Below are 12,834 nucleotides of genomic sequence, written 5' to 3' on the forward strand. Positions count from 1 at the left end.
TTTCACGCCCCGGCCGGGCGGGCGTTCGCCGTGTTTCCGCGCAGTGCATCGACGAAGGCCTGCACCGCGATGGTCTGCCCGCGATCGCGGCGGGTGACGATGCTGAATGCGGCCTGCTGGCTCAGCAGGTCGGGGCGCAAGGGGCGCATGTGCTGCGACGCGACCCACTGTGCGGCATAGTGTTGCGGCAGGTAGCCGACAAACGCGCCCGACAGGATCAGGGTGGCCACTGCCTCCATGTGATGGACGGTCGCACTCGCATTGAGACGCGCCGTGCTGCTCAGCTCGCGGTTTTCGCGCATGTAGCCGCGGGAGACAAAGTCGAGCCCGTCGAGCTGCGTCAGCTCGACCCGGGCCGGCGCAGCGTCAAACAGCGGGTGACCGCTGCCGCAGTACAGCGTCAGGGTTTCGGTGTACAGCGGTTCATAGCGCAGACCGGGCAGTTCGTTGTACGACGGCACGATGCCGACATGCAGCCGGCGCTCCTGCACCGCCTGTTCGATTTCGCTCGGTGACTTGATCTCGAGCCTGACGTGGAGATCGCCGCCGCGTTGCTTGAGCGCGAGAATGGCCGCACTGATGCGCGCCTGCGGATCGGTGAGGGTGTTGTCCACCACGCCGATGCCCAGCTCCCCGCCGATCTGCTGGTGGATGGCGCCGACGCCTGCGCGAAAGTCCTCGACCGAGTTCAGCAGCTGCTCGACCAGCAGGTAGGTCGCGCGCCCCTCGTCGGTGAGGCGGAAGCCCTGCCGGCCGCGCTCGCACAGACGCACGCCGAGGCGCGACTCGAGTTCCGACATATGCGTGCTGATGGTCGACAGGTTCATGTCGAGCGTGGTCTCGGCGGCAGAAAATCCGCCGCAATCGGTGACGCTCTTGAAGATGCGCAGCAGGCGCAGGTCGATATCGGTCACGCGCAGCATGTGGATCGGCCTCCGGCGCCGGGGCGTGGTCGCACTGTGGTCATCGGGTCTCGTGTCGGCAGCAATGTTCTGAAAATCCGCAACTAAGGTTTCAACAATCGGGATTCAAGCCCGCGGGGCGGCGTGGAAGAATCACTCATCACCTCCAGCATGTTGCCATCAGGAAGTCAGTCATGAGTGAAAACAAGTTCGCGCCCATCACCGGAACGGTGATGCCACGCTATGCCGGCCTGCCCACCTTGATGCGTCTGCCCTTCACCCAGCTGACGGATGCAGACATCGGGGAAGTCGAGATCGGCCTGATCGGGGTGCCATGGGATGGCGGCACCACCAACCGCCCCGGCGCACGGCACGGGCCGCGTCAGGTACGCGACCTGTCGACGATGGTGCGCAACGTCAACCGGGCCAGCGGCATCAATCCGTTTGCGCTGTGCAATTGCGCCGACCTCGGCGATGCGCCGGTCAATCCGGCCGACCTGCTCGATTCGCTGCAACGCATCGCCGGCTTCTACGACACGGTGTGCGGGCGGGGCATTGCGCCCCTGTCGGTGGGGGGCGACCACCTCGTCACCCTGCCGATCATGCGCGCACTGGCAAAGGACGGGCCGGTTGGCATGGTGCATTTCGATGCGCACACCGACACCTGGGACACCTACTTTGGTGGCAACCCCTATACGCACGGGACGCCGTTCAGGCGCGCGATCGAGGAAGGTCTGCTGGACCCGAAGCGGACGGTGCAGATCGGCATTCGCGGCGCACTGTACAACGATGGCGATAACGACTGGGGCGAGCGCCAGGGCATTCGCGTGATCGACATCGACGAGTTCCACGCCATGGGGCTGGACGCCGTCATCGCCGAGGTGCGCCGGGTGGTCGGCGATGGCCAGACCTATGTCAGCTTCGACGTCGACGCGCTCGACCCCGTCTATGCGCCCGGTACCGGCACGCCGGAGATCGGCGGACTGACCACGCTGGAAGCGCTGCGCATGGTTCGTGGGCTGCGGGGTCTGAACCTGGTGGGGGGCGACGTGGTGGAAGTGTCGCCGCCCTTCGATCAGAGCGGCAACACCGCACTCGTCGGTGCGACCATGATGTTCGAGATTCTGTGCGTGCTGGCCGACAGCATCGCGGCACGGCGATAGGCACATTCGGGCGCGGCCGGCATTGGGTCAGCCCATAGAAAAACTAATGCCGGCCGATTAGAAATCGCTGCTTGTTGGGCTCAGGACCGATGCGAGATGCTTGCCTCGCCAATCATCCCGCCAGGAGCCATCATGGATATGCCCAGCCTCATCACCCTGAACAACGGCCCCAAAGTGCGGCCGACTTTCAGCGCTCCCGAAGTCAACCGCCGCCTTGGTATGCTGCGTGCCCACATGGCCGAGCAATCGCTCGAAGCCGTGGTGCTGACTTCGATTCACAACATCAACTACTACGGCGACTTTCTGTACTGCAGCTTCGGCCGCAGTTACGCGCTGGTCGTCACCCAGGACACCTCGGTACTGATCACCACCAACATCGACGGTGGTCAGGGCTATCGCCGCTGCTACGGCGAAAACCTGATCTACACCGACTGGCAGCGCGACAACTACGTCGTCGCGGTCAAGGAGGCGCTGCCGGGCAAGGCACGTCGTGTCGGCTTCGAGCAGGACCACCTCAACCTCGACAATCTGCGCAAGTTCGAGCACGCCCGCCCCGACGTCGAGTGGGTCGATGTGGCGCCGGCCACCATGCGCATGCGCATGATCAAGTCGGACGAGGAAATTGCCCTGATCAAGATCGGCGCCGCCGTGGCCGACATCGGCGGCGCGGCCTGCGTCGACGCGATTGCCGAGAACGTGCCCGAGTACGAAGTCGCGCTGGCATCGACCGCCGCCATGGTGCGCGAGATCGCCAAGCGCGTGCCGCACTCGGAGCTGCGCGACACCTGGACCTGGTTCCAGTCCGGTATCAATACCGACGGTGCGCACAACCCGGTCACCACCCGCCGCGTGCAGCGTGGCGACATCCTGTCGCTGAACTGCTTTCCGATGATCGCCGGCTACTACACCGCGCTCGAGCGCACGCTGTTCTTCGGCGAGCCGAGCGCCCGCCACCTCGAACTGTGGGAGATCAACTGCAAGGTGCATCGCCGCGGCCTCGAACTGATCCGTCCGGGCGCGCGCTGCTGCGACATCGCGGCCGAGCTCAACGAAATCTATCGCAGCCACGGCCTGCTGCAGTACCGCACCTTCGGCTACGGTCACTCGTTCGGCGTACTCAGCCACTACTACGGTCGCGAGGCCGGCCTCGAACTGCGCGAGGACATCGAGACCGTGCTCGTCCCCGGCATGGTGGTCTCGATGGAGCCGATGATCATGCTGCCCGAAGGCATGGCCGGCGCCGGTGGCTACCGCGAGCACGACATTCTTGTCGTCACCGAGCAGGGTGCGGATAACATCACCGCCTTCCCGTTCGGGCCCGAGCACAACATCATTTCCGCATAAGGGGATTCTGCATGACACCGCGCGCGCTGTTGGCCGCCCTGTTCACCATTGTGGTGTGGGCGTCGCTCGCCTTGCTGACCGACCGGGTGAGCCATGTTCCGCCCCTCGTGAGTTCCGGCCTTGCCCTGTTCGTGGGCGGTCTGGTGGGTGGTGGCCTGCGGCCGCACGCGTGGCATGCACAGCCGCGCGCTTATGCGGTCGGGGTCGGGGGGCTGTTCGGCTACCACGCCCTGCTGTTTGCTGCCTTCGGCCTGGCGCCGGCGGTCGAGGTCAACCTGCTGCAATACCTGTGGCCGCTGCTCATCGTGCTGCTGACGCCGGTCTTCCTGCCTGGCAACCGTCTGGGCGTGAATCACGTGCTGAGCGCGGTGCTGGGTTTCGGCGGCGCGGTTCTGATCCTCGGGGGCGAGAAGTTCTCGATCTCGAGCGAGCATGCACTGGGCTACCTGAGCGCAATCGCGGCGGCTTTCGTGTGGGCGGGCTATTCCCTCGGCTGCCGCAGGATGCCGTCGTTTCCGACCGCGGCCATCGGTGCGTGCTGCCTGATGGCGGGTGCCGCGTCGATCCTGCTGCATCTGGCACTGTTCGGCAGTGCCGGCCTGCTTGGTCTGTCCGGCAGCGACCTCGCCCTGATTGCGGGTCTGGGCCTGGGGCCGATGGGGCTGGCCTTTCTGACCTGGGACATCGCACTGAAGCATGGCGATCCGCGCGCGGTCGGTGCGCTGGCTTACCTGACGCCCTTGTTGTCGACCATTCTGCTGATCGTGGTGAATGGCCATCACTTCGGACCCGCAACCGGCTTCGCGGCAGCAGCGATTCTCAGCGGTGCCCTGCTCGGCAACCTGCGCTGGCCCATGCTGGCGCGCTTTCTGCCGCGGCGATCGGCCGCCAGCGCGCCGCGTTGAGTCCGGCGCCTGCCGCATTCAAATTTCCCGTCGTAGGTATCCCGGGAAAATCGAGACGCGGATAGACTTGTTTCCGCACGTGCGAGCCCGGGGCGCGATCCGCTCCGGGCGCACATAACAAGGAGATTCCCGACGTGTCGTCCGATCACAACGAGCAGTATGTCTTTGCCCCGGCCGTACCCAGTGTCGCAGTGAGCGGGAGCGCAAAGCGCTTTCCGGTGCGCCGCGTGTATTGCGTGGGCCGCAACTACGCCGACCACGCGCGCGAAATGGGCCACGATCCCGACCGCGAGCCGCCGTTCTTCTTTACCAAGCATCCGGACAGTCTGATCCCATCGGGCAGCGTGTTTCCGTATCCGAGCGAATCGAACGATGTTCATCACGAGATCGAACTCGTTGTCGCGATTGGTCGCGGTGGGCGCAACATCGCAGCCGAAGACGCGCTTGAGCATGTGTTCGGCTACGGCGTCGGTCTCGACATGACGCGGCGCGACCTGCAGGGCGCGGCAAAGAAAGCGGGCCGTCCGTGGGAAATTGGCAAGGCCTTCGACGCCGCGGCACCGTGCTCCGAGATCGTGCCCGCAAGCGGCAGCGGTCATCCCGCAGCCGGCGAGATCTGGCTCGACGTTAACGGTGAGCGCCGCCAGCAGGGTGATCTTTCCTCGCAGATCTGGAGCGTGCCCGAAGTGATCGCCCACCTGTCGCGCTATTTCGCCCTAGAAGCCGGCGACCTGATCTATACCGGCACGCCTGCCGGGGTAGGGCCGGTGAAGGTCGGTGACCGCCTCGAGGGCGGGATCGCCGGTGTGGGCAGCATTGCCATCACCGTGGGCGCCCAGCCCTGAGTTCCGCAGCACCCGGGGTAAGCCAGCCCCCGGGACGAGGCTCAATCATTTTTTATTGTGACTTCCAGGGTGATCTGAAAGCGTCCCAGGCGCTCAGGCCGATGCGTCCCCTTCAGTCGGGGCGCAGGCGGCCGGGGTCTGAAGGGCGTCCTGGAATGGCACTCAGGCGGGCGGTCTGCGCTTGCCCGGTCCCGCCGCGTTGCCTGCCTGTTCACGCCAAGGCTGTGCCAGCGCCCGCGTCCCGGGCCGGCTGCAGCTGTGCCCTTGCCGATCCTAAGTTTTCCTGGCGCTTTGCCGCTGACCGTCTCGAGGTCACGCAGCCCCTTCCTGCGATCGGTGGCTCGCGGACCTCCGGTTCCACCCCCGATTCCTGCAGCGCGCCCTTTTCAGGGCGGGCTGCGCTGTCCGCTTTGACCTGACCTGACCTTTCCGGCGTGCATTGCAACTTCGCCCCACGCGACGCTGTGCGCCCTCCAGTCTTGCCCCCTTCGCTCCTGACGACGATGTGCCGCGCCCGGCGGACGCCCGTTCATTACCCCGCCACAGCTGTTACAGCCCCTGCGACAGCTGTAACAGCGACTGCGACAGATTCGCGCTCTTCTTGCCTGAAAGCGCGTCGGTAAAAAGCATTCAAGTTCATTGAAAACAGTGACTTGAGACGCTTTCTTGCGCCGTTCATGGCGCCTGGCATCGCTCTTGCGATGAGGAAGGGCAAGCCGGCCGCTGACGGGGCCGGATGCGACACACGGCGATTCGCCGGCCAACAAGACGTTTAGAGGAGACACCTGCTATGGACCCGACATCCGAACAGTTGCTGTGGATGTACGAAAAGATGGTGGAGATTCGCGAGTACGAGGAGACCATGGCCAAGGTCTATCTCGAGGGCAAGCTCCCCCCCAAGATTCAGAAAGGCCTCGCCTTCGATATCGGTGGTGGCCCGGTGCCGGGCGAGATGCACCTCGCAGCCGGACAGGAGCCGGTTGCAGTGGGCGTGTGTGCCCACCTGAGGACGGAAGACTCCGTGGTTGGCGCGCACCGGCCGCATCACTTCGCGATTGCCAAGAACGTCGACCTGAACGCGATGACCGCCGAGATGTTCGGCAAGGCCACGGGCCTGGGCCGCGGCAAGGGCGGGCACATGCACCTGTTCGACCCGGCGGTGAAGTTCTCCTGCAGCGGCATCGTCGGTGCCTCCGCACCACAAGCCTGCGGTGCGGCGCTGGCGGCTAAGAAGCTGGGCAAGGACTGGGTGGCGATTGGCTTCTTCGGTGAAGGCGCTGCCAACCAAGGCGCCTTTCATGAAGCGCTCAACCTGGCCTCGCTGTGGAAGCTGCCGGTGATCTTCGTGTGCGAAGACAACAAGTATGGCATCTCGGTGGAGAAGCATGACTCGACCTCGGTCGAATCCAACGCCGTTCGCGCGGCCGGCTATGGCATGCCCGGCGTGCTGGTGGAGACCAACGACGCCGTCGCGGTGTTCCGCGCGGCCGGTGAGGCCGTTGCACGGGCGCGTCGTGGCGAAGGCCCGACGCTGATCGAGGTCAAGACCGACCGTTACCTCGGCCACTTCCAGGGTGACCCCGAAACCTACCGCCCCAAGGGCGAAGCGCAGGAGCTGCGCACCCACGACCCCATCCCGGCGCTTGGCGCGCTGTTGCGCTCACGCGACCTGCTCGACGACGCCAGCGATGCCAGTCTGCGCAAGGCCGTGAGCGAGCGCATCGAGGCGGCCTATGCGTTTGGCCGCAACAGCCCCTATCCCGAACCGTCCGAAGCCCTGCTTCACGTGTTTGCCGACTGAACCGGACCCGCGACGAGAGGAAACAGCGATGACAACAGAAACCAAAGTCCGCACCCTGACCATGGCGCAGGCCATCTCGGAGGCGGTGGCCCAGGAGATGGAGCGCGACCAGCGCGTCTTCGTGATGGGTGAAGATGTGGGCAAGTACGGTGGCATTTTCAGCGCGACCACCGGCCTGCTCGACAAGTTCGGCCCCGACCGCATCATGGATACGCCGATTTCCGAAACCGGCTTCATGGGCGCGGCCATCGGCGCCGCTGCCGAAGGCCTGCGGCCGATCTCCGAACTCATGTTCGTGGATTTCTTCGGCGTGTGTTTCGACCAGATCTACAACCACCTCGCCAAGAACACCTACATGTCGGGTGGCAACACCAAGTACCCGGTGGTGATCACCACCGGCATCGGCGGTGGCTACAACGACGCCGCCCAGCACTCGCAATGTCTTTACGGCATCTTCGCTCATGTGCCCGGCCTCAAGGTCGTCGTGCCGTCCAACGCCTATGACGCCAAGGGCCTGATGACGGCGGCGATCCGCGACGACAACCCGGTGGTGTTCATGTATCACAAGGGCATCATGGGGCTGTCGTGGATGTCCTATTACGAGGGCAGCACCAACGCCGTTCCGCTCGAGCCCTACACCATCCCCTTCGGCGAGGCCAAGGTGGTGCGCGAGGGCCGCGACCTGACCATCGTCACCCTGTCGCAGATGGTGCAGAAGGCCGTGCTGGCAGCGGACAAGCTCGCCGCCGAAGGCATCGACGTCGAGATCATCGACCTGCGCACCCTGGTGCCGCTCGACAGGGAGGCCGTGCTGCGCTCGGTGGCCAAGACCGGCCGCCTGCTGGTGGCCGACGAGGACTACCTGTCCTTCGGGCTCTCCGGCGAGATCGCGGCGATCGTCGCCGAGCATCTCGACCGCGTGAAGCTCAAGGCGCCGATCCGCCGCCTGGCCGTGCCCGATGTGCCCATTCCCTTCAGCCGCCCGCTCGAAGACTTTGCCATTCCGCAGGTGGATGGCATTGCCGCCGCGGTGCGCGACCTGATGCAACTCAACCTGAACTGAAAGCGAGAACACACATGACCGATATCGTGATGGACGACGCCGTGTGGGCGGATGTGGAAGAGGGAACCGAAGCCTTGCTGCAGGAGTGGCAGGTGGCCGAGGGCGACAGTGTCGAGGCCGGGCAGATCCTGGCCGTGGCCGAGCTGGTGAAAACCACGCACGAGATCCTTGCCCCCTGCGGCGGCAAGGTGGCCGCACTGAAGGTCGCAGTCGACGACACCTTCGGTCGCGGCGCGGTGCTTGCGGTGATCGAGGGCTGATCATGAATGCCCCCGCAAGCACTGTGCAAGCAGCCGACGTGCCGGCTGCGCAGATGATTCCGCTCACCGGGTTGCGCGGCGCCATTGCCCGCAACATGGGGCAGGGCTGGCAGATTCCGCGCGTTCTGCACTCGGTCGAGGTGGATGTGAGCCGTTGCGAGGCGCTGCGCCGCGACCTCGCCGCAGCCGGCGACAAGGTGTCGCTCACCGTACTGGTGCTGCGTGCGCTTGCCCTCACCCTGCGCGAACATCCGCGACTCAACGCACTGATGCGCGACAAGGCGGTTGAGCTCATGCCCGAGATCAACATCGGGGTCGCCGTCAGTCTCGACGACGGCCTGATGGTGCCGGTCATCCGCAATACCGACCGGCTTGCCTTGCCGGCACTCTCGGATGCGCTCAGGCAGGTCGCCTCCGGTGCACGGGCAGGGGCGCTCGGTGCCGGCTACTACCAGCGCGGCACCTTCACCGTGACCAACCTCGGCACGACCGCGATCGACAGCTTCTCGCCGATCATCAATCCGCCGCAGGTCGCGATCCTCGGGGTGACACGGGTGCTCGACAAGCCTGTTGCGCGCAATGGCGAAGTCGTCATCGCACCGATGATGGGCCTGCACCTGGTGTTCGACCACCGTGCGGTGGATGGCTACCCGGCGGCGCTTTTTCTGGGCGACCTCGCGCGCCGCATCGAGTCGGCGGATCTGTGATGTACGACGCCGAGCCCCGCCTTGCCATGGTGAGCAGTACCGACGAGCAGCGCTGGCATGAGGCGCTGCTCCAGGCGCCGGTGCGCGAACCGCAGCTGCGCTTGTGGACCTATCGCGCGCCGGGCGTGGTGTTCGGCTGCTCACAGGCGGCACTGCTGAATCAGGCGCGTTCGCGTCCTGCCAGTTGCGAGCTCGTCCAGCGCAGTTCGGGTGGCGGCGCGGTGCTCACCGGGCCGTGGATGCTCAGCACCTCAATTCTGCTGCCGCCCGACCACCGGCTGCTTGCGGGGGGCACGGTCACCAGCTACCGCTGGCTGGGGGTGCTGATCGCGGGCCTGCTGCGCGACATGGGCATTGCCGCACACGCCCTGTCGCCTGCCGACGTGCGCGGCAGCACCGCAGATCCCGCCCTGGGCTGGGCCTGCTTCGGCGGTCTGTCGCCGTGGGAGGTCGTGGTCGACGGTCGCAAGATCGTCGGCCTCGCGCAGCTGCGCCGCCGCCACGGGGTGCTGCTCACCTCGGGCACCCTGCTTGCGCGCCCGGACTGGACGCTGCTGTGCGACACCCTCGACCGCCCCGCCGGAGACAGGGCAGCGCTGGAACGTCGGACGACGTCGTGCGAGGAAGCGCTCGGGTCAGCGCCGCTGGTCGAGGGCTTCGCCTCGGCCCTGCACCAGATGCTGACCGATGTGCTCGGTGTGCACCCGGTCCCGCTTTCCAACCCGCTCCCAACCCATTCCGTGGCGGCCTGAACCCCGCGAAACCCAAGTTACGACCAGGCAGTACAAAACAAGAGGAGACATCATGAAGGACGAACACCGCAACACCCCTGCAGCGCAGGGCATGCGCGTCGTTGAAAAACGGATCACCGTCAGCCGGCGCGGATTTCTCAAAGGTTCTGGCGTGGCGGCGGCGAGCGTGACCGCGCTGTCCGCGGGCAGCCTGATGATGCCTGCGCGTGATGCCCTCGCCGCGGGCTTCACCCAGCTTGGCGCGGGTCCGGGCAAGACCCTGCTGGTCATGGCGCGCGACATCTTCCCCCACGACAGGATCTCGGATCGCTACTACATGCTCGCGATCGAGCCCTACGACGCGATGGCGGCCAAGGACCCCGCGCTCAAGAAGCTGATTCTCGACGGCGTCGCGCAGCTCGACCGCCTCGCCATGGCGAGCTTCAGGAAGCCCTATGCCGACGTTCCCACCGAAACCGAACGTCTGGGTCTGCTGTATGCGATCGAGCGCGGCGCCTTCTTCCAGAAGATCAAGGGCGACATGGTGACCGGCTTCTACAACAACAAGGCGGTATGGCCGCTGTTCGGCGAGGAGGGCTCGTCGTGGGAGAAGGGCGGCTACGTCGATCGCGGTTTCGACGATATCGACTGGCTGCCCCAGGCCTGATCCCGCACATGCATAAGAACAGACGGAGACAAGAGACATGAGCAAGACCTTTTCCAAGGACGACAACAGCGTCGTCGTCATCGTCGGCTCCGGCGCGGGCGGTGGCACGCTTGCGGACGAACTGACCCGGCAGGGTATCGACGTGGTGATCCTCGAGGCGGGCAAGCACCACACCCAGGAGGATTTCGAGAACGACGAGTGGGCCATGTTTGCCAAGATCTCGTGGCTCGACAAGCGCATCTCGGCCGGCGGCTGGCACCATACCGAAACCTATCCCAACCTGCCGGCGTGGATCGTGAAGGGCGTGGGTGGCTCGACCATGCACTGGTCCGGCCTGGCGCTGCGCTTCATGGAGCACGAATTCAAGACCCGCAGCACCTACGGCCACGTGCCGGGTGCCAATGTGCTCGACTGGCCGATCAGCTACGAGGAGCTGGCGCCGTATTACGACATCGCCGAACGCAAGATGGGTGTGGCGGGCACCAAGGCCAGCGGCCTGCCGCCGATGCCGCCCAACAACCACTACAAGGTGATCGAGGCCGGCGCGCGCAAGATCGGCTACAAGGAGATCGTGCGCCCTGTGGCTTCCAACACGCGCCCCAACGATGGTCGCCCCGCCTGTCAGCAGATCGGCTACTGCATGCAGGGGTGCAAGATCGGCGCCAAGTGGTCGACGCTGTACTCGGAGATCCCGCGTGCGATGGAGACCGGTCACGCCGAACTGCGACCGCAGAGCATGGTCCTGCGCATCGAGCATGACAGCAGCGGCAAGGCCACCGGCGTGCTCTATGCCGACAAGGACGGACGTCAGCATCTTCAGAAGGCGCGTGTGGTGTGCGTTGCCGGCAACTCCATCGAGTCGCCACGCCTGCTGCTCAACTCGGCATCCTCGATGTTCCCCGACGGCCTCGCCAACTCCTCGGGACAGGTCGGCCGCAACTACATGAACCACACCACGGCGGCGGCGCTCACCATCAATCCCGGGCCGGTGTACATGTACCGGGGCTTCGACATCGCCGCGGTGGTGTCCGACGAAGTGCCCAACAACCCCGACCGTGGCTTCGTCGGTGGCTATCACCTTGAGGGCCTCGCCCTGCACCTGCCCTTCGCCGCCGCCTTCATGAAGCCCGGTGGCTGGGGCCGCGAGGTGAGCTCGGCGCTGGAGAAGTTTGACCACATGAGCTGCGTGTGGGTATGCGGAGAGGATCTGGCGCAGGAGGAGAACAGTATCACCCTCCATGCGACCGAAAAGGATCAGCACGGTCTGCCCATCCCCATCGTTACCAAGACCGACCACACCAACGACGCGGCCATGCGCCGCCACGGCCTCGGCCAGTGGCGCAAGCTGTCCGAAGCCATCGGCGCCACCCGCGTGATCGACATGCCGCCCTATCCGGCCAGCCACAACATGGGCACCAACCGTATGAGCGCAGAGGCGCGTGATGGTGTGGTGAACAAGTGGGGGCAGACGCACGACATCAAGAACCTGTTCGTGTCCGACGGCAGCCAGTTCACCTCCAGTGGCGCGGCCAACCCCACGCTCACCATCGTCGCGCTTGCCGTCCGGCAGGCGGAATACATCGCGGGGGCGATGAAGCGGCGCGAACTCTGAGCGTCCGTGCTCCGTGCTCCGGGCTACACAGTCGATGAACGCGTTCCTCCTCGCGTGAGCTTGGGGGGCCCGCTTGCGGAGCCCCCACCTTTTCGCCTCAGCAAGCCTGCAGCGAGGAGCAATGACAAATGCAGAACATGAAAGGAATCTCTCAAATGAAACTCGAAAGCAGCTCCAGAAGCGGCCGCCTGTTCCGTCGTTGCGTTGCCGCCGTTACCCTGGTCGCCATCTTGCCGGCCACGCACGCTGCCGTACCCGGCATGCGCGGTGTTGAACACTTCGGCTTCACCGTGCCCAATGCACAACAGGCGGTGGATTTTTTCGTGGGCGTGATGGGCTGCAAGGCCTTCTTCACCATCGGTCCGTTCGGTCCCTTCAAGGACGACTGGATGAAGGAGAACCTCAACGTCAATCCGCGCGCCGAGATTCCGGTAGCCCACCTCGTGCGATGCAATAACGGCACCAACTTCGAGATCTTCGAATACACCTCGCCCGATCAGCGCAAGCAAGGGCCGAAGAACAGTGACATCGGCGGGCATCACATTGCCTTCTATGTCGACGACATGAAGGCGGCGATGGCAGACATGAAGGCAAAGGGGGTGCAGTTCCTCGGCGAACCCCATCTGTTTGCCGACGGGCCGCTCAAGGGGCTGACCTGGATCTACTTCATGTCACCCTGGGGCATGCAGCTGGAACTCGTGAGTGCGCCGGACGGGCGCGCCTACGAACTCACCACCAGTGAGCGGCTGTGGGACCCGCGCAAGTAAGGGCGCGGCTCGCGTGCGGCGCGGGCCGCACGCTTGTCTGGCTGCTCCTTGCCTGTGTGCTGTCGTA

The 12,834-nt window shown here is 65.2% G+C and carries 13 protein-coding genes; 12 read left to right on the top strand and 1 reads right to left on the bottom strand.

The genetic code is table 11. The features are described from left to right. Positions 1–2: 2 nt before the first annotated feature. Positions 3–923 carry a LysR family transcriptional regulator gene (locus AC22G6_RS06360; RefSeq protein ID WP_487366073.1) on the bottom strand — a complete coding sequence of 307 codons (921 nt, stop codon included), beginning with the start codon at positions 921–923 and terminating at the stop codon, positions 3–5. Between the two features lie 173 nt (positions 924–1,096). On the opposite strand from AC22G6_RS06360, the gene speB reads away from it, so the two are divergent. The 12 genes from speB to AC22G6_RS06420 all read left to right on the top strand — a co-directional run bounded on the left by speB (position 1,097) and on the right by AC22G6_RS06420 (position 12,767). Further along, on the top strand, positions 1,097–2,065 hold the full coding sequence (gene speB, locus AC22G6_RS06365; protein WP_487366074.1) for an agmatinase: 969 nt from the start codon (positions 1,097–1,099) through the stop codon (positions 2,063–2,065). Positions 2,066–2,197: 132 nt separating this feature from the next. After that, positions 2,198–3,409 (top strand): M24 family metallopeptidase, encoded by a 1,212-nt coding sequence (locus tag AC22G6_RS06370; protein ID WP_487366075.1) that lies wholly within the window; start codon positions 2,198–2,200, stop codon positions 3,407–3,409. Between the two features lie 11 nt (positions 3,410–3,420). Beyond that, complete coding sequence (locus AC22G6_RS06375; protein ID WP_487366076.1) at positions 3,421–4,314, top strand: DMT family transporter; 894 nt, start codon at positions 3,421–3,423, stop codon at positions 4,312–4,314. A gap of 134 nt (positions 4,315–4,448) precedes the next feature. Continuing rightward, on the top strand, positions 4,449–5,159 hold the full coding sequence (locus AC22G6_RS06380; protein WP_487366077.1) for a fumarylacetoacetate hydrolase family protein: 711 nt from the start codon (positions 4,449–4,451) through the stop codon (positions 5,157–5,159). A 790-nt stretch (positions 5,160–5,949) separates the two neighbouring features. After that, on the top strand, positions 5,950–6,960 hold the full coding sequence (locus AC22G6_RS06385; RefSeq protein ID WP_487366078.1) for a thiamine pyrophosphate-dependent dehydrogenase E1 component subunit alpha: 1,011 nt from the start codon (positions 5,950–5,952) through the stop codon (positions 6,958–6,960). 28 nt (positions 6,961–6,988) lie between these two features. Continuing rightward, entirely contained in the window at positions 6,989–8,023 is a 1,035-nt protein-coding gene (locus AC22G6_RS06390) for an alpha-ketoacid dehydrogenase subunit beta (RefSeq protein WP_108950122.1), read from the top strand. Positions 8,024–8,037: 14 nt separating this feature from the next. After that, the gene (locus AC22G6_RS06395; protein WP_108950123.1) at positions 8,038–8,283 is read left to right on the top strand and encodes a lipoyl domain-containing protein; all 246 of its coding nucleotides are present in this window, start codon (positions 8,038–8,040) and stop codon (positions 8,281–8,283) included. Between the two features lie 2 nt (positions 8,284–8,285). After that, positions 8,286–8,990 carry a 2-oxo acid dehydrogenase subunit E2 gene (locus tag AC22G6_RS06400; protein WP_108950124.1) on the top strand — a complete coding sequence of 235 codons (705 nt, stop codon included), beginning with the start codon at positions 8,286–8,288 and terminating at the stop codon, positions 8,988–8,990. After that, on the top strand, positions 8,990–9,742 hold the full coding sequence (locus AC22G6_RS06405; RefSeq protein WP_487366079.1) for a lipoate--protein ligase family protein: 753 nt from the start codon (positions 8,990–8,992) through the stop codon (positions 9,740–9,742). The genes AC22G6_RS06400 and AC22G6_RS06405 overlap by 1 nt, the downstream gene beginning before the upstream one ends. Before the next feature lie 52 nt (positions 9,743–9,794). Beyond that, on the top strand, positions 9,795–10,388 hold the full coding sequence (locus tag AC22G6_RS06410) for a twin-arginine translocation signal domain-containing protein (protein WP_234418855.1): 594 nt from the start codon (positions 9,795–9,797) through the stop codon (positions 10,386–10,388). A 37-nt stretch (positions 10,389–10,425) separates the two neighbouring features. Further along, the gene (locus AC22G6_RS06415; protein ID WP_108950126.1) at positions 10,426–12,000 is read left to right on the top strand and encodes a GMC family oxidoreductase; all 1,575 of its coding nucleotides are present in this window, start codon (positions 10,426–10,428) and stop codon (positions 11,998–12,000) included. Positions 12,001–12,155: 155 nt separating this feature from the next. Next, positions 12,156–12,767 carry a VOC family protein gene (locus AC22G6_RS06420; RefSeq protein ID WP_487366080.1) on the top strand — a complete coding sequence of 204 codons (612 nt, stop codon included), beginning with the start codon at positions 12,156–12,158 and terminating at the stop codon, positions 12,765–12,767. The last annotated feature ends 67 nt before the right edge of the window (positions 12,768–12,834 follow it).

Source organism: Parazoarcus sp. PS-13 R2A (assembly GCF_057621855.1).